This window comes from Pseudarthrobacter sp. NS4 (genome assembly GCF_024758005.1).
GTDB lineage: Bacteria > Actinomycetota > Actinomycetes > Actinomycetales > Micrococcaceae > Arthrobacter.
On the sequence record NZ_CP103288.1, the window covers coordinates 1,141,944 to 1,166,130 of the forward strand.

The window sequence follows — 24,187 nt, forward strand, 5'->3', positions numbered from 1 at the left end:
GCGTCCACTATGTGGTTCCCAAACAACAAACCAAACCACGGTTCGTTGCCACGGGAACACAACTGAATAACAACACCACAATTGTTGTAACCACAAACTTCCCACACCACCCCCAAGGGGCCGGTGACGGGTCAAAGGGTTACGGCGGTCATAGCGTGGGGGAAACGCCCGGTCCCATTCCGAACCCGGAAGCTAAGACCCACAGCGCCGATGGTACTGCACCCGGGAGGGTGTGGGAGAGTAGGTCACCGCCGGACAACCATTAGGTCGAGAGCCTCCAAACACACGTTTGGAGGCTCTCCCACTTTAACCACCACCACAACCCCCCACCCACACCCCGCCCGGAAAACCCCGGCCCCGCACCCACGACCGGTTAACACCCCGGACCCTCTGGCACATCCCGCCGGAAAAGCCACCACCCTCCCTCACAGCGGGTAACACCCAACGGCAACACCCGCCGTCGAACTCCTTCCCGATGACAGAGCATCCCCCGGAGACGCAAGAGCTGGGAGAGCGCCACCCGGAAAACCGCAGGATCTGACAGAGCGTCCCCCGGAAAACCGCAGGAGGTGAAAGAGCGTCCCCAGGAGTGCTGCAGGAAGTGAGAGAGCGTCTGGAGGCCGCGGCGGCGCGAGTAGACGGGCGTCCCTGATTAGGCTGGGGTATGGATTATGTTCTTCGCCAGGCTGTCCCCGAGGATGCCGAGGCGCTGGTGCGGATGCATACGCTGGCTCACGAGGAGTGCTACACGCACCTGTTGTCCTCAGATTTCTTCCGTGCCCGCCGGGCCTCTGTTCACGAACGGGCGCAACGCCGTCGGGAGTTCCTTGCCGGCTCCGCCCCGCGGATCGTTTGCGAAGACACGAACGGCACCATTGTGGGATTTGCCGACGCAGGTCCAGGCCGCGATGATGACGGTCCGGTACCCCTGGAGTTGTACTCGATCTATACCTTGCGACGGACGTACGGCACGGGGCTCGGCGCGGTGCTGCTGGCTGCCGCGGTGGGGGAGATGCCGGCTTACCTTTGGGTGCTGGAGGACAATCCGCGGGCGCACGCCTTCTATCTTAAGAACGGGTTCAGGCCTGACGGGAGGTGCGCACTGCTGCCGCCGGAATGGGAGAACCTGCCCGAGATCCGGATGGTCCGGGCAGCCGGGCCTACTGGTTCCCTTTGATCGTCCGCCAGCCGAACTCCTTGCGGGTCTGTCACTGGCTGGCCAAGGCTCGTAGGGTGGGAGCCATGGCTGACACTTTTGCATCCCTGCTCGAAGCATTCAAGAACGTTGGCGTCTCCAGGGCCTACGGTTCCCCGGTCCAGCTCGGAGGGGAAGAAGTCATTCCCGTCGCGCTGGTGTCCTTTGGATTCGGAGGCGGCGGCGAGGCAGGGCAGGAGGGCGCCTCCGGCGGAGGGGGCGGCGGCATGGTTGTGCCGCTGGGGGTGTACCGGAAGGTGGGGGACCAGGTAGCGTTCCGCCCCAACACGGTGGTGGCGCTTGTGTGCGTGGTCCCGGTCATTGCAGTGCTGGGCGGCGCCGTGCGCAGGGCCATCCGTGCTGCCAAAGCGTAAGGGGGCAAATGATGAAATCCAATGAGCTGCTGCTGGACGCCTTCGGCAGGATCCGGGAGACAGTGGAAGCAGTTCTTGAAGGGCTCGACGACGGGTCCCTGGGCTGGCGGCCGGCGGGCACGGGGAACTCGATTGCGTGGTTGACCTGGCACCTGGCCCGGGTGGAAGACGCGCAGGTGGCGGATGCCGCGGGCCTGGAGCAGGTCTGGATCTCGCAGGACTTCGTGGGCCGCTTCGGCCTGCCGCTGTCCAGAACTGACACTGGCTACGGCCATTCAACTGACCAAGTGGACGCGGTGCAGGCGCCGGCAGAGCTGCTGATGGAGTACTACGGCGCGGTCCACCGCCAGACCATTGATTTTGTGCAGACCCTTGGCGGTGAGGATCTGGACCGTGTGGTGGACACCCGCTGGGACCCGCCGGTCACCCTCGGCGTACGCCTGGTAAGCACTATCGCGGACTGCCTCCAGCATGCAGGGCAGGCAGCCTACGCCAAGGGCTTGAACCAAGGCCAAAGGTAGTCAGAATCACCTATTTCCGTAGCCGCAATTCGGTTCCATAATGGCCCCATAAGCTTCGGGGACTTTCGCGACGATGACGGCTGGCGTAGTGCAGCAGAGTCCCAGGTGGCCAGCCCGGCCTATGGCGGAAAGGGCGGCCACGCGGCCCCGGACTAGCAATATTCCGGGAACGCAACGGGGGAGAGCATCGCCGCCGACGCGAACAATGCACAAAGGAATTTCATCATGCTCAAGGATTCTGCGGTCATAGCTGTCCTGCCCGCGAAGGACATCAACAGGGCGAAGGAATTTTATCGGGACAAGCTCGGACTTGAATCTTCCGAGGCGATGGGGGAGGACAGCCTCCTGTACCGCTGCGGCAACGGAACCAGTTTCCTGATCTACCAGACTGACAACGCAGGCTCGGCGAAGAACACCCAGTTGGGCTGGAATTCGGAGAACATCGAGCGCGACATGGAGGAACTGAGGAGCCGGGGTGTGGTATTCGAGGACTACGACATGCCCGGGCTGAAGACGGAGAACGGCCTTGCCACGGACGACTGGGGCAAGGCGGCATGGTTCCTGGACAGCGAGGGCAACATCCTTAACCTCTCCCAGCGCACCCAGGGCTGACCCCGGAAGGCAGCGCGGCGGGGACAAGATGCCGTGGAAACCCTTTTCGCAGGGTGTCCACGGCATCCCCCTTTGTTGTTTCTTGGGCGCACAACCCGTCAATGCGAGGACAGCTCCCGCATCAGTCCGAGCTGAGCCAGGAACTCCATCTGGTCGAAGTAGAAGTGGTGAGAGGTGATCTCCCCACCCTCGACCCTGGCGATGTCGCAGCTCCTGACCCTGATCTCTTTCCCGGTGGGCGGCAGGTTTTCTCCGGTGGGCATCATGAGGGAACCGGTGTTGGTCCCGGTGACGATGCCCTCATCAATTGCCACATTTCCGGCTTCGTGCACGTTCACGGCCTCATACTTGACGTCCGGGAAAGCGTCCCAGAAGTGAAAAAGGTAGTTGACAATCGCGTCGCGCCCGGTCAGCTCGCCTTGATCAGGGGTAGAGGCCACTGCGTCAGCGGCGTAGCATCCGGCCAGCGTCTCTCTGTCTTTTTCGTTCATGGCCGTGGTGAGGCGATCCATGACTTCGCGTGCCTGTCCCATTGTGGACCTCCAATTTTTGGGCGGCCTCACGGAAGCGGAGGCCGCTTCGTGGATTGGCTTCGGCTGCTGCTGGAGCCACTTTAATTGCACGTCTGCGGCGGATGGCTGTCAACGAACCGGGCTACCCCTTTGGAACGGCAAGGCCGCAGCCGCGGAGCCCGTGGCCCGGCTGGCGGCGTAGAAAGGCCAGCGGCCCGCCCTCCTGGCTGGAGGACGGACCACTGGCGTTTGGGTCATGCACCGGGAGTAGCCCGGCTTGAGGTGAGGCGTTAGCGGCGGGCGCGGCCGTCGTCGTCGAGCTCGATGTTTTCCTTGCGGACTTCCTCGTTGACGGTGTGCTCTTCGGTCACCGTCTCCTTGTCCAGGCGAACGCGTTCGACGGGGACAGTTTCCTTCTGCACCACGGGGCGTTCCTCGTGGAGGACCACTTCGTGTTCTTCCTCGCTGATGGCAGGCCCGTCCATGGCGTTGCCAATGTTCGCGTCCGTGATGGGCTCGCGCTCCAGGCGGACCTCTTCGCGCTGCACCGGGACGGTCTTGGTGACGTTCTCGGTGACCACGTACTTGCGCAGGCGCGCGCGGCCGGCCCGTTCCTTGCGGGTTCCCACGTGGAGCTGTTCTTCCGAGCGGGTCATCGCGTCGTCGGTGGTGGGGCCGGAAGTGTCGTGGCCAACCGTGCCGCGTCCGGTGGTTTCGTCGGTGTCCCGGCCGGTGCCGGCAAAGGCAGCGCCGCCGTTGAGCCCGTAGTAGGTGTAGAGCTCGTTTTCCTCTTCCGGCTCCAGGTGCCCGTCAGGGGCAACGCGGGGTGCGTCCTTGACCTTGTCCTTTGTGTGCGCAACCACGATGTTGTTGCCGTCCTGGGAAGCGGAGTCCAGCGGCGCGAAGGATTCGTGGGTCCCGAAAAGCCCTGTCTTGACCGTCACCCAGGTGGGTTCGGAGGTCTGGTCATCGACGTAGATCTGTCCGATGGAGCCGATTTTGCTTCCGTCGGAACCTACGACGTGGCCGCCGGCGGTGGTGAGTGCAGAAAGGTTATCAGTGCTGATCATTGCTGTTCTCCTTCTCGTACTGCGGTTGGGGCCTGTGTGGTTTTGGTGCGGCGTGTCTCGGTTGCCTAACCGAGACTGGGCTGGCTGGAGAGGATGTAGTCCAGGGCTGCCGGCCCTGTCACAGCAAGCCCGGGATATCGGCTGGAAGAGCCGCCTCGCCTGGTGTGTCCCAGTTGTTCCATGGCAGCACTGAGCGCACCGTCCGGGCCGGGCTGCTCCCTGTTCAGGAAGCACCAGCTGACGTACACCCCGTACAACTCGTCTTCGGGAAGTCCGGGCTGCCTGCCCGGCGCCGGGACGATGCATTCGGACAGGAACCGGGAGTAGTTCATAACACTCATATCTGTAGTCCTTCTGCCGGTGAAGCTCTACGAACAAGATCACCCCCGGTGTATTGCACCGGGGCTACCGGTAGTTCGGGGCGGTGGCGGGGACGGATCGGCGGGGATTGAAAAAGTTTTAAAGTTTTCAAGCCCGGTTCGCGTAGACCAAGCGGAAAACCCGGCAGCGGCTTGGAAAAGCAGCTGCCGGGCCGGCATCAATGGGAAAAGTCAGCCCTTAACCTCGTAGGCCTTGGGCAGTTTCAGTCCGCGTTCCTCCATGAGGGTGCGCAGGCGGGTGGGGTAGTCAGTGATGATGCCGTCCACGCCCAGGTCCATCAGACGCTCCATGTCAGCGGTGGTGTTCACGGTCCAGGGGATGACGGGCAGGCCCAGTGCATGTGCTTCGGCGACCATTTCCGGGGTGACGGAGCGGAACGCGGGGGAAATGACGTCGTACCCCTGGGCGGCTGCGGCCTTGGGAAGGGAACCGTCGTAGTCGTCGATGTCGATGCCGCCCAGGTTGGGGCTGGCGCCGGGCTGGCCAACGCCCATCCAGGCGTCGCCGGAGGAAAGCGCCACCAGTGGCAGTTCCGGCGCGAGTTCCTTGGTGAGGTTCAGCGAGGACCAGTCGAAGGACTGCAGGGTGGTGCGGTCCGCCATGCCGGAGGCCTGGATTTCTGTCACTACGGTGCGGGTGAGGGACTCCATGCCGGCGCCGCCGATCTGGGTGCTCTCCACCTTGGTCTCCACGTTGAAGCGGACCTTGGCGGCGTTGGTGTCGCGGACCAGCCAGTAGACGTCCTTGAGTTCGGCGATCCGGTTGCCCTCGATGACGTCCTGATCCGGGTAGCCGGGCAGTTGCGCGAAGCCGCAGTTGAGCGTCTTGATCTGCGCGAGGGACAGCTCGGCCACGCGGTCGCCCACGTACGGGAACTCAGGGTCGCCGGCGGTAGCGGGAGCGGTGTCCGCGCATTTGGCGGCCTGGATGGTGTCGTCGTGCCACACGATCACCTTGCCGTCCTCGGTCAGGTGGGTGTCCAGCTCCAGGGTGGTCACGCCCAGCGCCAGGGAGTTCGCGAACGCGGCCAGGGACTCCTCGGTCCATTCGCCACGGCCGCCCCGGTGTGATTGCAGGTCAAAGGAGCCGTTGCGTTCGTTCGTCTTGAGAGCGGATACGGCGGTTCCGGCAGCGTTCGACGACGGCGTGCCGGCTTCAGCGTCAGGGGCGGCGACGGCGGGGGTCGCCATGGCGGCGATCAGGGCGGCGGCTGCCGCGGCGGTCAGGACTGTGCGCATGGGTGGTTTCCTCCAGTGTTGACGGGGACCGGTTGATGGCGGTAGACCCCTCCACGCTAGGGGCGGAAGATGGCAGGAGAGGTGCCGGAAGTTGGAGCGGAGGTTAACGCGATGCAGGCAGGACGTTTCACCCTCTTCCGCACTGTTGCCGCGACTGCCGCCCTGGTGATTCTCGCCGTCGGAGCCTGCACGGCCGCGCCGGAGCCGCCGGCGGGGCAGTCCCCGACGGCGTCCGTCACCGCGACTGCCACCGCCTCGCCTGCTCCGGCTTATGCCGCCGTCCTGGAAAAGTACAGTGAAGACACTCGCGCCAGGGGAGCCACCGCCGTCGTGATCGAACTGAAGTCCCGCATAGGTGACTGGTCCTCAGCCGAGGGTGTCCGGAACCTCGACACCAACGAACCTGTTCGGCTGACCGACCAGACGCACGCCGGGGACATCACCATGACAATGGTGGCTGTGTCGGTGATGAAGCTGGTGGAGGAAGGGAAAGTCCGGCTGGATGACCCCATTCAGGACTACCTGCCGGACTTCGAGAACATCATCAAGCCACCCGGCCCCATCACCATAGGCAGCCTGCTCAGCCACCGGTCCGGCATGCCGCAGTACTGGGGAAACCTCCGCAAGGCGGGTGGTCCGGAGGCTGGCAAGAGGAGCCATCAGGAGCGCCTGGCCGTCGCCGCGACTGATCGATGGACCGGAGGATCGGGCAGCCTTTTCAGTTACTCAAGCACCAACTATTCTGCCTTGGCGCTGCTCGTCGAAAAGCTGCGGGACCAGGAAATCGGGGCTGTCATCCGTGCTGACAGCCTGGAGCCGTTGAGGTTGCACGACACTCTGATGACAGGTGACGAGCCGGGGCCGCAAAAGCTGATCCACGGCTACTCCCGGACGGAAAGCGGCGAGCTGGTGGACAACGCCTTGGCTCCCGTCCACCATGGTTCACCGGACACCGGCCTCATTTCCACCGTTCCCGACCTCAACACGTTCTTCGCCGCCCTGCAGAAAGGGACGCTGCTGGCCCCTGGAAGCGTGGCGGAGATGCACCACCCCAAATACCAGCAGTACGGTCTCGGCCTTTTACGCCACTACGACTCCTGCTCCAACAACGACTACTACGGACACACCGGGGTGGTGCCGGGGTACGCGGTGCTGGCTTTGATCAGCGCTGACGGCTCCCGGCAGATCGCGATGGCCGTGGCCCGCGCCCCGAAGCCGGACCCGGCCGGTTTCGGCGATCCGGAGTCGATGGAGATGGAGCAGGCAGCCGTGGAAGCGCTCAATCATGCGTGCTGACCGGCACCGGCAGGACATATCCGGATTTCAACCACGTAGGACGGAGCATCAGGTGATGGACAAAGGAACTGTCCACTGGCGTGGACGACTTGAAGGCTGCAGCGGATATTCGGTTGAAGGCCGAAGTTTTGTCAGGGTCCTGCGGAGAGCGGGTTACCGCGTCCAGGCAGTTTCGGTTCCTCCCCGTCCGGACAACGGATCAGGACAGGGAACCGACGGGATCCAGCGGTCAGGTTCCGGACTGACTATTGTGCACTTGCCGTGGCACGACTACGGGTGGGAGGACCTCGCCGGACAGGTTGTCTGGCGGGCTATGTTCGAGACCGCCTCAGTGCCTCCGGAATGGCTTCAACGACTCACGGAAGTGGATGAAGTATGGGTTCCGTCCAGCTTCAATGCCCGGACTTTCGCTGATGCCGGTGTGGATCCGGAAAAAATTGTGGTCGTGCCGGAGTTCATGGACCAAGGGTGGCCGAAGAAGAGTGCCGAGGGCTATACGGGCCAGGGAAGATTCAAATTCCTTTCCATCTTCCGGTGGCAGAAACGGAAGGGGTGGGATGTTCTTCTGCAGGCATACCTGGAAGAGTTCACGGCGGACGATGATGTTGAACTTCTCTTGCGGGTTGACCCGTTCGGCCCCCTGACAGCGGATATCGGTTCGTGCATTACCTCGCTGACCCGCCGGTTCCGGCCGTACCGTCCTCCCAAGGTCACATTGCTGCCTTATCCGCTTTCACAGCAGGATATGCAAAAACTTTATGCTTCGGCACATGCCTTTGTTTTGCCTACGCGGGGAGAATCGTGGGGCCGGCCCTTCATGGAGGCCATGGCCTCAGGGCTGATCACCATCGGTACTGCCTGGGGAGGCCAGCTCGATTTTATGAACTTCAATAATGCGCTTCTCATCGACTATGAGCTGGCGAAGGTGCCGGAATCAGCAGCGGTGGAATGGCCCTTTTTCCGCGGCCAGGTGTGGGCTGAACCTTCAGTTGCAAGTGTTGGGGACTGCTTGCGGCGGGCGTACCAGGGAGGTCCTGCCATTGAACGCCTCCGTGCGAACGCGGCTGTTTCAATGCGGGATCACTATGCTCGTGGCCAGGCCGGCGAGGCCATCATCAGGGAGGTGGGGAGGCTTGCGGACGGCCCCAGGAGGGCCGCCGTCGGAAACCGCGACGGCGGCGCCTGACCTTGGGGCGTGATGTTTCAGTGTCTACGAAGGCGCCGTTTGCAGCGGTCCTTCGTGGTGCCTCCCGGGGAGCAGGGAGGAGACCATATAGTGGGTGACGTACTGGGCGAACCGTGACAATGACCAGCCCCGCTTCAACACGAGCAGCTCGTAGAGCTCGGCGGAGCTGCAGACCCAAAGTATGTCGGTTGCCTCGTCCACGGAGACGCCCTCACGGAGGTAACCACGGTCCTTCAGGTAACGGGCGTGGTGCCGCATCCGTTGAAGGCGCTCGCCGTCAATATCATCGAGCAGGGTCGCCATTTCCTGATCGGTGACGGCGGCCGAACGCATCAGCAGCCGAATCGGCGTGACCAGCGAAGCCACTTCGGCAGTCAGGAGACCCCACTCCCGCATAACCGTCATGGGATCGCTCTCGCGTTCCCGCATGGCGTCGGAGCGCTCATATGCAGGGACCGGTCCGGCTCCGGCCAGGCCCCGCTCGTAAAGGGCGCGGACCAGCCCCGCCTTCCCGCCGAAGGCCTTGTAGATGGTCTCGACCGAAACACCGGCTTCCGCGGCGATGGCGGCTATCGTCGCGCCTGCATACCCGCTCTCAACAAGCTGCCGCTCTGCTGCCTGAAGGATGGCATCCCTGTTCCTCCGGGCCTGCTCCACCCGCCCGCTGGAGTCGTAGCGACGCTTACCCTTGACGTTTCCCACTATCCATTCCATGCTTAGATATCAGATACAGCTGACTGTATCAAATTCATTCGGGGAGTCGGAATGATGCCCACAGCAGATGCCGCGGGAAAAGTGTTGGAGCGTTTACTCCTCTCAGTGAACGCCCACAAGCTGGACGAGCTCGTTGCATGTTTTGCCAGCGACTATCTCAATGAGACCCCCGCCCACCCCCAACGCGGCTTCCGCGGACGGGATCAGGTGCGTCAAAACTGGACGGAGATCTTTTCCCGGGTTCCTGATATTTCCGCACGGGTGCCCAGCAGCGTCGGGCACGGTGACGCCCTGTGGACCGAGTGGGAGATGTCCGGGACCCGAACCGATGGGGCTCCTTTCTTGATGCGGGGAGTAGTCATCTTCGCCGTGGCCGACGAGCTCATCTCCTCGGCCCGGTTCTATCTCGAGCCGGTGGAGTATGCCACCGGTGACGTCAACGCAGCAGTCAGCCGTGTGCTGGGCACAGCTCAGGAGTCAAGGGAGAAGGAAACATCATGATTCTTGTCGTCGGGGCCACCGGCCAGTTGGGTGGCCTTATTGCTCAAGCACTCATCGAAAGAGGGTTCCAGGTCCGCATCCTGGTGCGTGAAGGTTCGGCATACGAGGCCTTCGTGAGGGCGGGCGCTGAACCTGTGGCCGGTGACCTCAAAGATCCCGGGTCACTCCTGGCGGCTTGTGCCGGTGTCGACACGGTAGTGACCACCGCAAACTCCTCCGCGCGCGGCGGCACGGACACCGTGGAGTCGGTAGACCGCCTCGGCAACCGGAACCTGATCGAGGCAGCCGGCAATGCCGGCGTCCGTCGGTTCGTCTTCCTGTCCAACCTCGGCGCCAGCCCCGGCAACGCCAATCCCTTCATGGCCGCCAAAGGCGAGACCGAGCAGCTGCTTCGCAACAGCGGGATGTCGTGGACAATAATCCAGCCCAACCTCTTTATGGATAAATTGCCGGTCATTGTGGTTGGATTACCGGCTCTAGCGGGGCAGTCGGTGACCCTCGTGGGGGAGGGCAGGCGTGTGCACTCCCTTGTGGCAATGCATGACGTGGCACAGTACGTGGTTGCCGTCGTGGAGCATCCGGAGCGGGATGGCCGGCTGCTTGTCCTCGGCGGCCCGGAGCCGGTCTCCTGGCGTGATGTCGTGGCGGCCTTCGAGCTCGAACTGGGGCGGCCAATTCCGGTACAAACCGTTCCCCCGGGACAGCCCGTTTCCGGTATGCCGGACTTGCTCACCGGCTTTCTCGCGCTGCTGGAGACATACGACTCAAGGCTGGACATGGGCGACCTCCCTGCAAGCTACGGAGTGGAGCCCACTACCCTTCGGACCTGGGTGCACCACTTCGTACTGGAGTCTTCAGCCGCCCCGGCCAGTGCCTTCGACAAAGCGTGAACCTTCCTGTCCGGGCACTTCCGGACGAGCTCATTGGACCGTCCCTTCACGCCAACGCAGGATCCGCACAGGACTCCAGCAAATTTGCCCCAGTTCCGCTGAAACAGGCACTTTTGGCCGGCTCAGGCCAATAGGCTCATCGTGGCCAAACAAGCCACGGTGCAGCTGCGCCTGCTAATTTTCGTGAACACACAACTGGGGAACCGCATGTCCAACCACACCTCCTTTTCCGGCTCCCGGGCATGGCTGCCCGCGAAAGGCGGCACGGCCGCCGTCGTTCTTGCCATGCTCCTTTCGCTCTTCACGGCAGGTGCGCCAGCCACCGCCCTCACCGCGGTCAGCTCCACGGCAGCTGCCGGGTCCGCGGCCACTACCGAGGAGGCCGCAGAGCTGCTGGCCACCCTGCCCATCAAGGGCCGGGCGCCCAAGACGGGATATGAGCGGGCGCTGTTCGGTCCCACGTGGGCGGACGTTGACCGGAACGGCCGCGACACCCGTAATGACATCCTCCAGCGGGACCTGACTGAGCTGACGTTCACCAACAGCGTGCCGTGCAAGGTCCAGAGCGGAGTCCTCGCGGATCCCTACACGGGCAGCACCATCAACTTCCTCCGCGGCACAACCACCAGCAGCGCCGTGCAGATCGACCATGTGGTGGCGCTCAGCGACGCCTGGCAAAAGGGCGCGCAGCAGCTGACGACGGAACAGCGGACGGCGCTCGCCAACGATCCGCTGAACCTCCAGGCGACGGACGGCCCCACCAACATGCAAAAGGGCGACGGCGACGCGGCCACCTGGCTGCCGTCCAACAAGGGCTTCCGGTGCGAGTACGTCGCCAGGCAGGTCTCCGTGAAAGCGCGGTACAGCCTGTGGGTGACGCAGGCCGAGCACGACGCCATCGCCGGCATCCTCTCCGGCTGCCCCGGCCAGCCTGCGCCGGCAACCGTTGGGTCCGCCGCCCCGGCTCCTGTCTACTACGCGAATTGCGATGCCGTCCGGGCGGCAGGTGCCGCACCCCTGTACGCGGATCAGCCCGGCTACCGGGCAGGGCTGGACGGCAACTCGGACGGGGTCGCCTGCCAGTAGGCGCTGCAGATCCTACCGCTCCCGGGGATGCGCCTTCAGGCGGAGGAGCAGCCACAGGGTCCGGGGGACTGACCAGAAGAGGGCAAGGCCGAGCACCGGCACCAGCATGACGCCGACGTCAGGGAACTGGCGGATGATGACGGCCAGGCCGGTGTCGAACCTGGCGGGGGCGTAGATGAAGCACAGCCACAGGGCGAGGCCGTCCAGGGCGAGCGCTGGCAGGCCCACAGCCGGCAGGCGCCATCTCCCGCCGCCGCCGGATGTTCCACGTGTCGTGAGCAAAACCCGAAGTGCGAGCCACAGGCTGAGCAGCTCCGCCAGCAACAGTGCCAGCGACACTGCCCAGCTGTAGCGCTGCAGCCAGTCCTCCTGGATAACTGCCGGCACCGGAGCCTGCCCGTGGAGAATGCGCAGGATGTTGGTGTCTATCGCCTTCAAGCGGGACGGCGCCGCCGTGTCATTCGCGTTGATGACCAGCGCGACACCCAGGCGGGAGGACGGGACCATCGCCAGGTAGGTGTGCGAGTTGCCCCATTCGCCCTGGTGCTCCGCGAGGAGCGGCAGGGTTGCTTCATTAACGGGTTCAGCGGGTCCGACGGACTCCACGAGCGGGCGGGTAAACCACCCCATCGCGTACATCTTTGACCCGTCCACGGGGACCTCTGGCCGGAGCATGGTCTGTACGCTTTCGGGCTGTAGGACGCGGTGGTCCCGGTACTGTCCCTCGTTGAGGAGCATGATGAGTTCCCGGCCCAGGTCATTTGCCGAGGAATACATGGTGCTCGACGGCATCCCGGTAGTCGGAGCGGGCACCTCCGTCTGCTGCCAGAAGGTGCCGAACCACAGCGAGTACCCGGCGGCGGCACCGTCGGCGCGGGCAGCAAAACGGGCCGGGTGGCTGTGGTCCATCCCCAGCGGCTCGAAGACGTGCTGGCGCATGTAGTCCCCGAACGGCTGTCCGGTCACTTCCTGGACCAGGAGGCCCAGGATGTTGAAGTTTGCGTTGGCGTAGCCGAAGGCTTCACCCGGGACTCCCGCCAGCGGGGAATCGGCGAGGTTGCGGACGCCTTCTTCGATGGCCTCCGGATGCTGCGCGAAAGAGCCTTCGAAGGCCGTGTCCTTGGCGGCCATGCCACTGGCCTGGTGCAGCAGGTGGCGAACGGTGATGCCGGAGGCTCGGCTGTCCCGCATCGTGAACCAGGGCAGGTAGGCCTGCACCGGCTCGTCCAGGCGGAGCCGGCCGGCCTCCACCTGCTGCATCACGGCGATGGCGGTGAGGGACTTGGTGGTCGAGGCGAGCAGTACAGGCGTGTCGGCGGTCATCGGACGGCCCGAATCATCCGCCCGGCCGAACGCGGCGGAGTGGACCTGCACGCCGTCCTGGACCACGACGACGGCGGCGCCCGGGAGGCCGATGGCGTCCAGTTGCTCCTGCACGAAGGCGTCCACCGCTTCAAATGCCTGGTCGGGGACGACAGCGGGCCCGGCTTCCAGCGCCGCGGCCGTCGGCGGCGCAGTGGCGCTGCCGAGAATCCCTACGAGGAGGAAGCACAGCAGCAAGCAGCGCGATGACCAGGTAGTTCGCATGGCTGCACCTGCTTCGGCTGGGCGTCCCTTCACGGTATGGCCTGATGAAACGGAAAACAAACACCTCGTGATCACCCATCCTGGCCGGGCCTGTGGTGCGAATCACTTTGCGACTACTGAACCCATTGGTAGCCCCTGGATAGGGAGCGAAAACATGAAAAGAAAATCGAAACTGGTTCTTGGCGGAGCAGCAGCAGCGGTGCTGACAGCAGTGTCAATGGGTGCAGGCCCTGTCCTGGCCCAGAACGATAAGGGGATGGACAAGCCAGTGACGCTCACAGCCGTCCTTACTGAATTGAACGGTTCCGGTGCTTCCGGTACTGCCACCGCCGTCGTGAAAAACCAGAAGATCGAACACATCGAGGTTCACGCCACTGGCCTGACCCCGGATGCACCCCACGCCCAGCACATCCACTACGGCAACGACGCCCTGAACGAGTGCCCCACCCTGGCCCAGGACGCCAACAAGGACGGACGCATCAATACTGTTGAAGGTGTACCAGCGTACGGGCCCGTGGTCGTGTCGCTGAACACGACCGGGGACACCACGCCTGCCAGCTTCCTGGATGTAGCCCGGTTCCCCGTAGCCCATGACGGCGTCTTCAATTACAGCCGGGACAATATTGAATTCACCGACGTCGCCGGAACCGGCTACCCGGGGGCAGGCGGGCTCGGAACAGCCAAGCAGATCGCCGATTCCATCCGGGACGGCGAAGGCGTCCTGGTTATCCACGGCCTGGACTACGACGGCAACGGGACCTACAACTTCAGTGACCCCGAGGGCGGCAGCGAACTGAGCGACGACCTGCCCGCCGAAGCTACCGACCCCGCAGTGTGCGGCGTCCTCCGCTAATACCTGACCGGACCGGACTGGCCGCAATTGGGGGGGGCGGCCAGATCCGGTTATCCCACGAACCCTGCTGACAGCAATAGATTCAGTCGCACGGCGGTTGCCGACAGGGCGGCGTGCCATTGCCGAGGGCATGGACTCCAGTAACAGGGGAATCAATGACGTCCTGAGGCCTGTTGCATTTCAGTCACGTGTGTTGAACGGGTCCGGAGCCCCGCCTAGCGTGGAACGTGAGTGATGATCGCACGCTACGGCCACGGAAGAGCGATAGGAGCACCACGATGGGACAACATTCAGGCGAACTGGTAAAGCTGGGTGACACGGACAAAACGGTCGCAAGGACGGCAGACGACATCCGCGGCTACACCGTCAGGACCGAATCCGGCGAGGAAATCGGCCAGGTGGAGGAACTCCTGGTCGATGTCGAGGAGGAAAAAGTCAGGTTCCTCATCGTCGCCTCCGGAGGGTTCCTGGGAATCGGCAAGGACAAAACCTTCATCCCCGTGGACGCGGTGACCAACATTCAGGACGGTGTGGTGTTCATTGACCGTACCCGTGAGCACGTTGCCGGGGCGCCGGAGTACGATCCCGAACTGGCTGAAGACCGGTCCTACTACGAACGTGTCTACGGCTATTACGGCTTTTCCCCGTACTGGAACCCGGGCTACGTCTACGGCGGTTTCCCCTATAACCCCGGAACTACTACCCCGGAACGCCCAGGAAGTGAGAGGAAAAAGCCATGAACGCCATCCTGACCAACCCTTGGTGGATCCACTTCTGATCCTGCACAAAGCCGACGTTGCCGGTGCGGAACCAGCCGAAAGGGTCAATGTCACCGGCATCGTCTACAGGGGTTTTGATGCAGCGGAAGTAGAGAAGGAGACCGGGATCGACCTGGATGAAGCCCTTCACCAGCAGTGGGAGGGCGATTCCTACATCGTTGCCTCCGGGGTCAAACCGCAATAGCGCAAGCCGGCCTTTAGCGGTGTCTCTTTAGCGGTGTCTCTTTAGCGGTGCCGGGGACCGCGTTCCCGTGCTGGCGGGCGTGCATCGGGGCGACTGCGCTTCGCGGTCATACGCAGCTGGCCGATGCGGACCGCTCCGGCAATGGCCACCAGGACTCCTCCGCAAACGGCGGCGATCAAGAGAGCCAGACCCAGTGGCAGGGCCCCGGCAAGGCCGAGATACTGGATGCTCACAGAGCCCTGGTTCTGAAGGATGAGAACGATCATCAGAATCAGGAGCACAAGCGTGGCTATTGTCGCGACCCAGATGACACCGGCCCGGGTGACCTGGGGCGGCTCGGAGGTGCCTGTCTTAGCAGCCGGGCGGGGACCTACCGACGGCGGCCTTGCCGGCCTGGGTGGTATTGAATGTTCGGCCACTAGAGGATCGGTTTGCATGTTTCCACGCCCTTCGTCGACTTCCTCACTTTCCACGCTACGCGGACCCTTGAGAGCAGCTCAACACCCGTAATTTGATCGCAACGGCCGTCCTGGGCCTTTTACCGGCCCGTTACTCAGGGGGCGGTGCTGGGAGGTGTTCGGGCTGGGCCTGCTGGCCACACTCCTTCCTCCCACCTAGGATCGAATGACCAGCCAGTAACCAGCCAGGGCCCGCAGGCGAGTACCGGCGGATCGACTCACCCGGTGTTCACGACTTGCCCTGCATGTTGTTGGAAGACGAGAGAAGGAGATCGCCCGTGCAAATTCAGGTCAGCACAAACAGCAGCGTCGACGGCAGTGAAGGATTGACCAGCGAGATCGAATCCACTGTCAGTAATACGCTTTCCCGCTTCGTCGATCAGATCACACGGGTGGAGGTGCACCTTGCCGATGAAAACGCAGACAAATCAGGCGGCGGGGACAAACGGTGCACGATGGAGGCGCGGGTAGCAGGACAACAACCGGTGGCTGTCTCTCATAACGCAGACTCCTTGGAGGAAGCCTACGCGGGAGCAGCTGACAAGCTCTCCAATCTCCTCACCAGCAAGCTGGGCAAGCTGGACAGGCGCAAAGGGAACCAGCCGATGGGAGGGCCCGGGGCTTCGTGACGGCTCCGCCATTCCAGTCAGCCCTCCCAAAGAGCGGCATCGAACGCTTGCCGAAAGGACCCTAAGTTGTTCACGCAAACCGACCTGACCCGACTCATGACCACCAAGTCAGCCACTGCTGTATCGATTTTTATGCCGACTCATCCCAAAGGGAAAGATGTACGGCAGGACCCCATCCGCCTGAAGAACCTCCTGGCCGGCGCCCGGTCAAAGCTCACTGCGGCCGGCATGTCCGAAGCAGACGCCGATACCATTCTTGAGCCCGCCACGGATCTTTTGGATGACCGTGATTTCTGGCAGCACCAGAGCACTGGATTGGCTCTTTTCATCAATGAGAATAGAACAAATGAATACCGGGTGCCCCTTGCCCTCGAGGAACGCGTGGTTGTCGGTGCGAAATTTCACATAAGGCCGTTGCTGCCCATACTGGCGGCCGACGGGCACTTCTCCGTCCTGACGGTCACGGCCGATAAAGCTGCTCTCTTCAGCGGGTCCCGGCACGAATTGGTTGAGGAAAAAACTGCCGGCCTTCCCGAGAGGTCTTCAGTGGAAAACGATTATGAAAACCCGCTGCAGGCAAGCCCTCCCGCGCGTCCAAATGTAGGAGCAGCGAACATTCCGAATGCGCAGGTTTACGGGGACAGCCCACCCGATTTCAAGAAAGCGCGCCTGCTGGAATACGTCGCGGATGTGGCCAAGGCCGTGGAAAGCCGCCTCGCCGCGGACCCCCAGCCCCTGGTACTCGTCGCCGATGCTGAAGTTGGTGGGCACTTCCAGCAGGCGAGCCACCTTGGCCAGCTCCTGGCAGGGGTGGTTGAGATCAATCCGCACGCACTCGCTGCTTCGGCGCTGCACGGCCTGGCCTACCCGCAGGTACAGGAGCGTCTGGACAGCGGACGCGTTGAGGCCCTGGCCAGCGCAGCTGAACTCCTGGGCCGGGGCGACCACACAGCCACGAGCCGTCTCGAGGACATAGTACGGGCGTCACACCAGGGCCGGATCGGCACCTTACTCCTTCACGACGGCGAGCCGGTCTGGGGGCACTACGACAGCGAGGCTGACGCCCTCGAGACAGGGCCCGAATATGAATCCGAGGGGGAGGACCTTTTAGGCATCGCTGCCATGAACACACTCCAAAACGGAGGGGATGTCCACGTTATGTCAGTGGATGAACTCCCCAAGGAAACGGATGCGGTAGCCCTCCTGCGCTACTGAAGAACCGATGTGTCTCCCCATCCTTCGCTGGCCCTGGGAAGGATGGGGAGAGCCGCGACAAGCAGTACGAGAAGGAGAAACCATGATTAGCACCGAGAAACTTTCTGCACTGATCGCCGCCGGCGGCAACGTCGTTGACTCCGACGGAAGCAACATCGGATTCATCGGACAAATTTACCTCGATGACCAGACCTCAGAGCCCACTTGGGTTACGGTCCAGACCGGGCTCTTTGGAAACCAGGAATCCTTCGCCCCACTGGACTCCGCAACCCAGGACGGCAAGGACATCCTTGTTCCCTACAGCAAGGACAAGGTCAGGGACGCGCCCCGCATCGCCCCGGACGGTCACCTGGAGCCGGAGGAGGAAGACCGCCTCTACAGCTACTACGGGCTCAGCGCCGGCGCCGGGAACACGGGCTCCACCACGGATGAGGAGCTGCCCCCCTCGGAAGAGCAGCTGCACGGCGGGACCCGCAAGGAAGAGCCCCGCCGGACACGCCTGCGGAAGTTCGTGGCTGCCTAGACCGTTGGCGCTTACTCCGTAACAGCCACCGGGGCCGGCTCGCCGCCGCGCAGGGCAGGAGCGCTGCGACGGCGCCAGTAAGCCGCCAGCACCGCGCCGGAAACATTGTGCCAGACCGAGAAAATAGCACCGGGCAGAGCTGCTTCGGGAGTCAGATACTGACGTGCCAGCCCTGCTGCAAGGCCTGAATTCTGCATGCCCACCTCAACGGCAGTGGTGCGCCTGGAGGGAATCGGCAGCCGGAACAAACGGGCGGCACCGTAACCGAGGGCGTATCCCAGGCTGTTGTGCAGAATAACGGCCGCGAGGACCAGCAGGCCGGCTGCGAAGATGGCCTTGGCGCTTCCGGCGACCACCGCAACCACCACAACGGTGATGGCGAGTACCGAAATCCAGGGAAGGGCAGGCAGGGCCTGGTTGACGAGGCGCGGCAGGAAGAACCGGATGACAAGCCCCAGCAGCACGGGGAACAGCACGATCTGGACGATGGACCACGCCATCGAACCGGCGTCCACCGGCATGTACTGGCCGGCCAGCCACAGTGCCAGCACCGGGGTGAGCAGGGGAGCGATCAGCGTGGACACGGTGGTCATCGCCACGGACAGGGCGACGTCACCCCTGGCCAGGTAGGACACCACGTTCGAAGCAGTTCCGCCGGGGCAGCAGCCCACCAGGATGACGCCCGCGGCCAGCGCCGGCGGGAGCCCCAGTGCAGCTGCGATTAACCAGCCCAGGAGCGGCATGACGGCGTACTGGGCCACAACTCCGATCACCACCGGGACAGGGCGTTTGGCAATGACGGCGAAGTCAGGGGGAGTAAGTGTCAGCCCCATGCCGAACATGATGAGTCCCAGGAGGGGCGTGATCCAGGGACCCAGCCCGGTGAAGGCTGTTGGGGCGGCAAGTGCTACGGCGCCTCCGGCCAGGATCAGTACGGGGAAAAGTGTGACGGCGATGCGGGCGCTGCGTTCTTCCGCGGCGGATGCCGGCGTGGAAGATTCGGATAAAGAAGACATACCTACCGGATTATCACAGTGCGGGTATGCTCCCGGAATCAGTGCGGGTTGATGACGCAGCGGGAGGTACGACGGCGCCGGGGGCAGTTCCGCGTTTACGTCACCGGCCGTCCGGGTGGCGGTAGGGGGTGACCGTGCGCCGCGTGAACGACGCGGCGCACGGTGCTCTGCGCACTAGATCCGCGCGGATTCCTTCTCGCGGATGGCCGGCTGGTAGGACTCCCAGAAGGTGGCCCCAACGATGCCGAGGGGCTTCGGGTCGAAGACGGGGTCGAGGCCGAGCTTCTGCTGCCGTTCGAAGTCCTTGAGCGCCTTGAATGCGGGCTTCTGCAGGATCAGGATGCCCAGGATGTTCAGCCAGGCCATGAGGCCGACGCCGATGTCACCCATCGTCCAGGCGTCGGCGGCGGTGTTCACGCAGCCGTAGGCCACGGCGATGAGAATCGCCACCTGCAGGGCCATGGTGGTCATGCGGCCCACGCTGACCCGGACGCCGGGAACCAGCTTGTTCGAGGAGTTGCCCACGAGGAAGCGCAGGTTGGTCTCCGCCATGTAGTAGTAGGCGATGACAGTCGTCAGGCAGAAGAAGATCAGCGTGACCGCGATGAACGCGGCGCCGAAACCCGGGAAGACGGAGTCGAATCCGGTCTGCACAAACTGGGGCCCGACGGTGGCCGTGGCCGAAAGCAGGCCGCCCTCCACGAGGACCTCGCCGTCTTCGGTGCCTCCGGAGAAGACACGGTAGGCGCCGGTGGAGAGGATCAGGAAGCCGGTGGCCGAGCACACGAACAGGGTGTCGATGTACACCGCGAAGGCCTGGACGAGGCCTTGCTTTGCCGGGTGCGACACCTCGGCGGCGGCCGCGGCGTGCGGGCCGGTTCCCTGGCCGGCCTCGTTCGAGTAGACGCCGCGCTTGACGCCCCACATCACGGCCAGGCCGATGACGGCGCCGAGGGCGGAATCCATGCCGAACGCGCTGCGGAACACCAGCGAAAGGATTTCCGGCAGCTGGCCGGCGTTAAGGAAGACGACGATCAGGGCAAGGATGATGTAGCCGGCGGCCATGAACGGCACGACGAACCCCGCAACGCTGGCGATGCGCTTCACGCCGCCGATGATGACAAAGGCCAAAAGGATGACGGAACCGACGGCGACAGTCCACGGCTCGAGGGTCCATGCGCCGCTGATCGCGGTGGCCATCGAGTTGGCCTGGACACCCGGCATCAGGGCCCCGCAGGCAAGGACAGTCACGGCGGCGAAGACGTAGCCGTAGACCTTGAAGAAACCGGCGCCCTTGGTGTGGGCGAACGCGCGGGAAAAGTAGTAGGCCGGGCCGCCTCGGTACTCGCCGGTCAGCGGGTCGCGGGTCTTGTAGATCTGGCCAAGGGTCGACTCGATAAACGAGGTGGACGCGCCCAGGAAGGCGACCGCCCACATCCAGAACAGGGCGCCCGGTCCGCCGAAGGCGATGGCGGTGGCGACGCCGGCGACGTTGCCGGTGCCGACGCGGCCGGACAGGGACATCGCCAACGCCTGGAACGAGGAGACTCCGGAGGCTGACTTCTCACCCCGCACCAGCTGCTGGATCATTCCCTTGACGTGCCGCACCTGCAGGAAGCGTGAGCGGACGGAGAAGTAGACGCCGGTGGCGAGACAGAGATAGACAAGCCAGTCGCTCCAGATCACGTTATTGATGGCTGACAGGACATCGCTCATAGGTGTGGGTTCCCTCCATGAAAGAGCGTGGGGCAATGCGGCTGGTGCTGCGCGCGGTCGGGTGGACGTAGTGGCGCGCACCACACCAAAACGTGTGAAGTGTCGCACAAAGTACCGGTGCTAGTCCATTTGGCCGTCTCTTCGGCGGCTTTGCGGCACACTCTGGCGAATAATATGTAGCCTGCCTGGCTGGTGGTTTTGGTATCTGCACGGCGCAATCTGAGCCAGACTGGAGTCTGGCCCCACAACGAAAGCAGACTTCCTTGATCACTCTCCAGCAGGACGCAGATGGCTTCATCCGGATGAACCGGCGCTACCCCGCCAGCGTCCGCATCACCATCAATTTCAACGACGGCAGCACCGGTGAGTTCTCGGGCCAGGCCCTCAACAACGCCTACGACACAGCGCTCGCCGAGTTCCGCGCGAAGAACGACCTCGACGCGCGGGGATACTCCAGGACGCCTGCGGGCCGGTCGAACTCGGGCAACAAGATTGATTTTGTTCCGGTGCACCCGGGCATGGGGGAGTAGCCGGCGTCTTAGCGGCGACAAAGGTTACCCGGTGCTGCGCCGCGAGCACGGGGACTACCAGCGAGTCAGCGCGCGCACCGGGGAGTTTCCCGCGACGAGTATGCGCTGGCCACCTATCCGATCCTGGTGGGCGGCGGCGCGCCGTTCTTCACCGCGCTGGACAGTTGGGTGAACCTGGACCTGGTGGAGACGCGGACGTGTCCCGGCGGCGTGGTCCTCCGCAGGTACGAGACTAGGCGCTGAGCGCGGTTCCTTCCGGGGAACCATCCTCCACGTTGAGCCAAGAACGCGCGCTGGTAAAGCGCCGCGGGTAAGCCATGCAGAATGAAGGTATGCGCACCTCCTCCGTTCCCGCTCCGGTGCTGATGGTCACCGCTGTACTATCTGTTCAGTTCGGTGCAGCGTTGGCCCAGACTCAGTTCGAAGTTGTGGGTCCCACAGGCGCAACGCTTCTCCGGCTGATCTTCGGCGCCCTGATCCTGCTGGTCGCCGTGCGACCGAAGGTCAGCGGATGGACGCGGGAGCAGTGGGCAGCCGCAACAGTGTTGGGCGTCGCGCTGGCTGGAATGAACACCCTGATCTATCTGGCCATCGGTGAGATTCCGATAGGTGTCGCCGTGACGCTTGAATTCACCGGGCCTCTTCTGCTTGCCCTTGTGCAGACGCGGCGCCTTGCCGACGCGGCATGGGCACTGTTGGCGTTCGCGGGAGTTGTTCTCCTGGGGCTCGACGGCGGCAGCGACCTCTCGCTCGCGGGTATCCTTTTCGCGCTCGGCGCGGGCGCCTTTTGGGTTGTTTACATCCTCGCCAGTGCACGCGTCGGCCGGCTGGTGCCCGGCGTCGAAGGCTTGGCAGTATCCATGGCGATCGGCGCGGTCCTCGCGTTGCCTTTTGGCGCAACGGCTGCGATGGGCGGAGCGGTGGCCTCACCGCTGGTGCTGCCGGTCTTTGTGGGTGTGGCGCTGCTGTCCAGCGCGCTTCCCTATGGCCTGGAGATGCTCGCGCTGCGGCGGCTATCCACCCGCGTCTTCGGCGTCCTCTCCGCACTGGGCCCGGCCGTGGCCGCACTCGCCGGCTTGCTGGTGTTGGGCCAGGCGCTTGGCCCCCGCGAGATCACAGCCCTGGTTTTGGTCAGTGCCGCCTCCGTCGGTGTCACGGTGGGCGTACGACGACGGCGCGCCGACAATTCAGCTTCCGTCCTTTCCCAACTCAAGAAAACGGACTAACCGTTCGCCGCGCACTTTCTACCGCCTGCCGCATAGAAGGTAAGTTTGCTGAGCATTTGCATCATGATTGCCGGAGGCCGCGGCGCTATAAGGGGACTTTTTCCTCTGGAGGGGTATGCGCCGGGGCGGCAATAGGACACGCCTTTGAAGAGCAAGGGAGCATTATGGGCTGGCTGGACCGAGAACGAACTGTTGCCCCGCCGGGGTTCAACCGCTGGCTGGTACCGCCCGCGGCGCTCGCCGTCCACCTCTGCATCGGCCAGGCCTACGCCACGAGCGTTTATAAGACGGCGCTGGTCAAGCATTTCGATGCCAGCCTGACCGAGATCGGCGTGATCTTCTCCATCGCCATCGTGATGCTGGGTCTGTCCGCCGCCGTCATGGGCACCTGGGTGGACAGGAACGGGCCGCGCAAGGCCATGTTCACCTCCGCCATGTTCTGGACCGGCGGCTTCCTGATCGGATCGCTGGGCATCTTCACGCAGCAGCTGTGGCTCGTGTACCTCGGCTACGGCGTGGTGGGCGGCATCGGGCTTGGCATCGGCTACATCTCGCCCGTGTCCACCCTGATAAAGTGGTTCCCGGACCGGCCGGGCCTGGCCACCGGCATGGCCATCATGGGCTTCGGCGGCGGCGCGCTGATCGCCAGCCCCGTCTCCACGGCGCTGCTCAAACTGTACGATCCCAACTCCGGCGCCGCGGACTGGGTGGCCAGCGGTGATGCCGTGGGCAGGCTTTTCCTGACCCTCGCCGTCGTCTACCTCGCGTACATGCTGTTCGGCGCCTTCACCATCAAGGTCCCTGCCGAGGGCTGGAAGCCGTCCGGATTCGACCCCTCCAGGGTCAAAGCCGCCAAGCTCGTCACCAGGGAGAACGTCTCAGCAAAGAACGCAATCAAGACCAGGCAGTTCTGGCTGGTCTGGATTGTCCTGTTCTGCAACGTGACCGCGGGCATCGGCATCCTGGAGCAGGCCGCGCCGATGATCCAGGACTTCTTCCGCCAGCCCGACGGCGTCTCCACCGTGAGTGCCGCCGTCGCCGCCGGCTTCGTGGGGCTGCTCTCCATCGGCAACATGGTGGGCCGTTTCGTATGGTCCTCCACCTCCGACATCACCGGCCGCAAGCGCATCTACATGGTGTACCTGGGTGTCGGCGCCGTCCTCTACACCGTGCTGGCGCTGGCCGGCTCCAGCACCTCCGTCCTGTACGTGGCGCTCGCGTTTGTCATCATTTCCTTCTACGGCGGTGGGTTCGCCACTGTTCCGGCCTACCTGCGGGACCTCTTCGGGACCTACCAGGTGGGCGCCATCCACGGCCGGCTGCTGACCGCCTGGTCCGCCGCCGGGGTTGCCGGGCCGCTGATCGTCAACGCCTTCCTGGACGCACAGGGAAAGCCCGGGCAGCTCAACGCTGTGTCCTACCAGCCCGCGCTGCTGACCATGGTGGTGCTGCTGGTGATCGGCTTCCTGGCCAACCTGATGGTCAAGCCCGTTGACGCACGATTCCACGAACCCCGCCCCGACCGCGGACGGGCACACGAACCTGCCTTGGAGGCCTGAGATGAGCACAGCACATACCCCCGGCGCCCAGGCGCGCGCGAAAGTATCTCCCGGCAAACTCACCGTGGCCTGGGCGCTGGTGGGAATCCCGCTGGCCTACGGGGTCTTTCAGACTCTGACCAGGGTTGCGGCGCTGTTCGGATAACGGCATCCGCTCCGGGCTTACGGGAACCATGCCCTGCTTTCAGCCGTTGTCCGTACCTTCTCCGGTGTCCTCCCACATACATCCAGGTTGTGGAAGGTCACGGGTCCGTCGCACAGTGCCGCCATCTTGGCAGCGGACTCCGACGTTTCGGGCCGGCCGGAATTCTCCATCGCCGAGTCAAAGGAATCGAA

At 63.8% G+C, this 24,187-nt stretch carries 29 protein-coding genes, 1 rRNA gene and 1 pseudogene; 21 read left to right on the forward strand and 10 right to left on the reverse strand.

Annotated features, from left to right (window positions below):
• Positions 1 to 140: 140 nt before the first annotated feature.
• The 5 genes from rrf (at position 141) to NXY83_RS05390 (ending at position 2,702) form a co-directional block, all read left to right on the forward strand.
• Positions 141 to 257: ribosomal RNA gene (gene rrf, locus NXY83_RS05370) — 5S ribosomal RNA — on the forward strand.
• Between the two features lie 407 nt (positions 258 to 664).
• Positions 665 to 1,177 carry a GNAT family N-acetyltransferase gene (locus NXY83_RS05375; RefSeq protein WP_258805053.1) on the forward strand — a complete coding sequence of 171 codons (513 nt, stop codon included), beginning with the start codon at positions 665 to 667 and terminating at the stop codon, positions 1,175 to 1,177.
• A gap of 65 nt (positions 1,178 to 1,242) precedes the next feature.
• Positions 1,243 to 1,569 (forward strand): hypothetical protein, encoded by a 327-nt coding sequence (locus NXY83_RS05380; protein ID WP_258805054.1) that lies wholly within the window; start codon positions 1,243 to 1,245, stop codon positions 1,567 to 1,569.
• Between the two features lie 11 nt (positions 1,570 to 1,580).
• On the forward strand, positions 1,581 to 2,090 hold the full coding sequence (locus tag NXY83_RS05385) for a mycothiol transferase (RefSeq protein WP_258806073.1): 510 nt from the start codon (positions 1,581 to 1,583) through the stop codon (positions 2,088 to 2,090).
• A gap of 225 nt (positions 2,091 to 2,315) precedes the next feature.
• On the forward strand, positions 2,316 to 2,702 hold the full coding sequence (locus NXY83_RS05390) for a VOC family protein (RefSeq protein WP_258805055.1): 387 nt from the start codon (positions 2,316 to 2,318) through the stop codon (positions 2,700 to 2,702).
• 98 nt (positions 2,703 to 2,800) lie between these two features.
• Here NXY83_RS05390 and NXY83_RS05395 read toward each other — a convergent pair whose 3' ends face one another.
• From NXY83_RS05395 to NXY83_RS05410, 4 genes are all read right to left on the reverse strand, one after another.
• Positions 2,801 to 3,235 (reverse strand): ester cyclase, encoded by a 435-nt coding sequence (locus NXY83_RS05395; RefSeq protein WP_258805056.1) that lies wholly within the window; start codon positions 3,233 to 3,235, stop codon positions 2,801 to 2,803.
• A gap of 269 nt (positions 3,236 to 3,504) precedes the next feature.
• Positions 3,505 to 4,284 (reverse strand): YsnF/AvaK domain-containing protein, encoded by a 780-nt coding sequence (locus NXY83_RS05400; protein WP_258805057.1) that lies wholly within the window; start codon positions 4,282 to 4,284, stop codon positions 3,505 to 3,507.
• A 65-nt stretch (positions 4,285 to 4,349) separates the two neighbouring features.
• On the reverse strand, positions 4,350 to 4,625 hold the full coding sequence (locus NXY83_RS05405) for a hypothetical protein (RefSeq protein ID WP_258805058.1): 276 nt from the start codon (positions 4,623 to 4,625) through the stop codon (positions 4,350 to 4,352).
• 210 nt (positions 4,626 to 4,835) lie between these two features.
• The gene (locus tag NXY83_RS05410; protein ID WP_258805059.1) at positions 4,836 to 5,903 is read right to left on the reverse strand and encodes a glycerophosphodiester phosphodiesterase family protein; all 1,068 of its coding nucleotides are present in this window, start codon (positions 5,901 to 5,903) and stop codon (positions 4,836 to 4,838) included.
• Positions 5,904 to 5,972: 69 nt separating this feature from the next.
• Between NXY83_RS05410 and NXY83_RS05415 the strand changes: the two genes are divergently transcribed.
• Together NXY83_RS05415 and NXY83_RS05420 are read left to right on the forward strand one after the other, a co-directional pair.
• The gene (locus NXY83_RS05415; protein WP_258805060.1) at positions 5,973 to 7,199 is read left to right on the forward strand and encodes a serine hydrolase domain-containing protein; all 1,227 of its coding nucleotides are present in this window, start codon (positions 5,973 to 5,975) and stop codon (positions 7,197 to 7,199) included.
• Between the two features lie 256 nt (positions 7,200 to 7,455).
• Positions 7,456 to 8,385 (forward strand): glycosyltransferase family 4 protein, encoded by a 930-nt coding sequence (locus NXY83_RS05420; RefSeq protein WP_258805061.1) that lies wholly within the window; start codon positions 7,456 to 7,458, stop codon positions 8,383 to 8,385.
• Positions 8,386 to 8,409: 24 nt separating this feature from the next.
• On the opposite strand, the gene NXY83_RS05425 is transcribed toward NXY83_RS05420, so the two are convergent.
• On the reverse strand, positions 8,410 to 9,099 hold the full coding sequence (locus NXY83_RS05425; protein WP_258805062.1) for a TetR/AcrR family transcriptional regulator: 690 nt from the start codon (positions 9,097 to 9,099) through the stop codon (positions 8,410 to 8,412).
• A 105-nt stretch (positions 9,100 to 9,204) separates the two neighbouring features.
• On the opposite strand from NXY83_RS05425, the gene NXY83_RS05430 reads away from it, so the two are divergent.
• The 3 genes from NXY83_RS05430 (at position 9,205) to NXY83_RS05440 (ending at position 11,576) form a co-directional block, all read left to right on the forward strand.
• Positions 9,205 to 9,600: a nuclear transport factor 2 family protein gene (locus tag NXY83_RS05430; RefSeq protein WP_258805063.1), complete on the forward strand. Its 396-nt coding sequence runs from the start codon at positions 9,205 to 9,207 to the stop codon at positions 9,598 to 9,600.
• Entirely contained in the window at positions 9,597 to 10,490 is an 894-nt protein-coding gene (locus tag NXY83_RS05435; RefSeq protein WP_258805064.1) for an SDR family oxidoreductase, read from the forward strand. The genes NXY83_RS05430 and NXY83_RS05435 overlap by 4 nt, the downstream gene beginning before the upstream one ends.
• A gap of 141 nt (positions 10,491 to 10,631) precedes the next feature.
• The gene (locus NXY83_RS05440) at positions 10,632 to 11,576 is read left to right on the forward strand and encodes a GmrSD restriction endonuclease domain-containing protein (RefSeq protein WP_397427562.1); all 945 of its coding nucleotides are present in this window, start codon (positions 10,632 to 10,634) and stop codon (positions 11,574 to 11,576) included.
• A 12-nt stretch (positions 11,577 to 11,588) separates the two neighbouring features.
• Here the strand turns inward: NXY83_RS05440 and NXY83_RS05445 are convergent, their stop codons facing one another.
• The gene (locus NXY83_RS05445) at positions 11,589 to 13,163 is read right to left on the reverse strand and encodes a serine hydrolase domain-containing protein (RefSeq protein ID WP_258805065.1); all 1,575 of its coding nucleotides are present in this window, start codon (positions 13,161 to 13,163) and stop codon (positions 11,589 to 11,591) included.
• Between the two features lie 154 nt (positions 13,164 to 13,317).
• Between NXY83_RS05445 and NXY83_RS05450 the strand changes: the two genes are divergently transcribed.
• The 3 genes from NXY83_RS05450 to NXY83_RS05460 all read left to right on the forward strand — a co-directional run bounded on the left by NXY83_RS05450 (position 13,318) and on the right by NXY83_RS05460 (position 14,979).
• Complete coding sequence (locus NXY83_RS05450) at positions 13,318 to 14,016, forward strand: hypothetical protein (RefSeq protein WP_258805066.1); 699 nt, start codon at positions 13,318 to 13,320, stop codon at positions 14,014 to 14,016.
• 278 nt (positions 14,017 to 14,294) lie between these two features.
• The gene (locus tag NXY83_RS05455; RefSeq protein WP_258805067.1) at positions 14,295 to 14,756 is read left to right on the forward strand and encodes a PRC-barrel domain-containing protein; all 462 of its coding nucleotides are present in this window, start codon (positions 14,295 to 14,297) and stop codon (positions 14,754 to 14,756) included.
• 22 nt (positions 14,757 to 14,778) lie between these two features.
• Complete coding sequence (locus tag NXY83_RS05460) at positions 14,779 to 14,979, forward strand: hypothetical protein (protein WP_258805068.1); 201 nt, start codon at positions 14,779 to 14,781, stop codon at positions 14,977 to 14,979.
• Between the two features lie 41 nt (positions 14,980 to 15,020).
• Here the strand turns inward: NXY83_RS05460 and NXY83_RS05465 are convergent, their stop codons facing one another.
• Positions 15,021 to 15,212: a lipopolysaccharide assembly protein LapA domain-containing protein gene (locus NXY83_RS05465; protein ID WP_258805069.1), complete on the reverse strand. Its 192-nt coding sequence runs from the start codon at positions 15,210 to 15,212 to the stop codon at positions 15,021 to 15,023.
• Positions 15,213 to 15,715: 503 nt separating this feature from the next.
• Between NXY83_RS05465 and NXY83_RS05470 the strand changes: the two genes are divergently transcribed.
• Positions 15,716 to 16,066, forward strand: coding sequence for an HPF/RaiA family ribosome-associated protein (locus NXY83_RS05470; RefSeq protein ID WP_258805070.1), 351 nt, complete (start codon positions 15,716 to 15,718; stop codon positions 16,064 to 16,066).
• A gap of 207 nt (positions 16,067 to 16,273) precedes the next feature.
• Here NXY83_RS05470 and NXY83_RS05475 read toward each other — a convergent pair whose 3' ends face one another.
• Positions 16,274 to 16,567, reverse strand: coding sequence for a hypothetical protein (locus tag NXY83_RS05475; RefSeq protein ID WP_258806411.1), 294 nt, complete (start codon positions 16,565 to 16,567; stop codon positions 16,274 to 16,276).
• Here NXY83_RS05475 and NXY83_RS05480 point away from each other — a divergent pair.
• Together NXY83_RS05480 and NXY83_RS05485 are read left to right on the forward strand one after the other, a co-directional pair.
• The gene (locus tag NXY83_RS05480) at positions 16,448 to 17,281 is read left to right on the forward strand and encodes a hypothetical protein (protein ID WP_258806075.1); all 834 of its coding nucleotides are present in this window, start codon (positions 16,448 to 16,450) and stop codon (positions 17,279 to 17,281) included. The two genes, NXY83_RS05475 and NXY83_RS05480, sit on opposite strands and share 120 nt — an antisense overlap.
• Before the next feature lie 82 nt (positions 17,282 to 17,363).
• Positions 17,364 to 17,804 (forward strand): PRC-barrel domain-containing protein, encoded by a 441-nt coding sequence (locus NXY83_RS05485; RefSeq protein WP_258805071.1) that lies wholly within the window; start codon positions 17,364 to 17,366, stop codon positions 17,802 to 17,804.
• 11 nt (positions 17,805 to 17,815) lie between these two features.
• Here NXY83_RS05485 and NXY83_RS05490 read toward each other — a convergent pair whose 3' ends face one another.
• Both NXY83_RS05490 and NXY83_RS05495 read right to left on the reverse strand, forming a co-directional pair.
• Positions 17,816 to 18,820 (reverse strand): bile acid:sodium symporter family protein, encoded by a 1,005-nt coding sequence (locus NXY83_RS05490; protein ID WP_258805072.1) that lies wholly within the window; start codon positions 18,818 to 18,820, stop codon positions 17,816 to 17,818.
• 174 nt (positions 18,821 to 18,994) lie between these two features.
• Positions 18,995 to 20,536 carry an alanine/glycine:cation symporter family protein gene (locus NXY83_RS05495; RefSeq protein ID WP_258805073.1) on the reverse strand — a complete coding sequence of 514 codons (1,542 nt, stop codon included), beginning with the start codon at positions 20,534 to 20,536 and terminating at the stop codon, positions 18,995 to 18,997.
• A 263-nt stretch (positions 20,537 to 20,799) separates the two neighbouring features.
• Between NXY83_RS05495 and NXY83_RS05500 the strand changes: the two genes are divergently transcribed.
• The 5 genes and pseudogenes from NXY83_RS05500 (at position 20,800) to NXY83_RS05520 (ending at position 23,996) form a co-directional block, all read left to right on the forward strand.
• Entirely contained in the window at positions 20,800 to 21,066 is a 267-nt protein-coding gene (locus tag NXY83_RS05500) for a hypothetical protein (RefSeq protein WP_258805074.1), read from the forward strand.
• 93 nt (positions 21,067 to 21,159) lie between these two features.
• Positions 21,160 to 21,309: pseudogene (locus NXY83_RS05505) on the forward strand (dihydrofolate reductase family protein); the annotation flags it as partial.
• Between the two features lie 89 nt (positions 21,310 to 21,398).
• On the forward strand, positions 21,399 to 22,292 hold the full coding sequence (locus NXY83_RS05510) for an EamA family transporter (protein WP_258805075.1): 894 nt from the start codon (positions 21,399 to 21,401) through the stop codon (positions 22,290 to 22,292).
• Positions 22,293 to 22,456: 164 nt separating this feature from the next.
• A complete protein-coding gene (locus NXY83_RS05515; RefSeq protein WP_258805076.1) occupies positions 22,457 to 23,851 on the forward strand; it encodes an OFA family MFS transporter in 1,395 nt (464 codons plus the stop codon).
• 1 nt (position 23,852) lies between these two features.
• A complete protein-coding gene (locus NXY83_RS05520; protein ID WP_258805077.1) occupies positions 23,853 to 23,996 on the forward strand; it encodes an MFS transporter small subunit in 144 nt (47 codons plus the stop codon).
• The last annotated feature ends 191 nt before the right edge of the window (positions 23,997 to 24,187 follow it).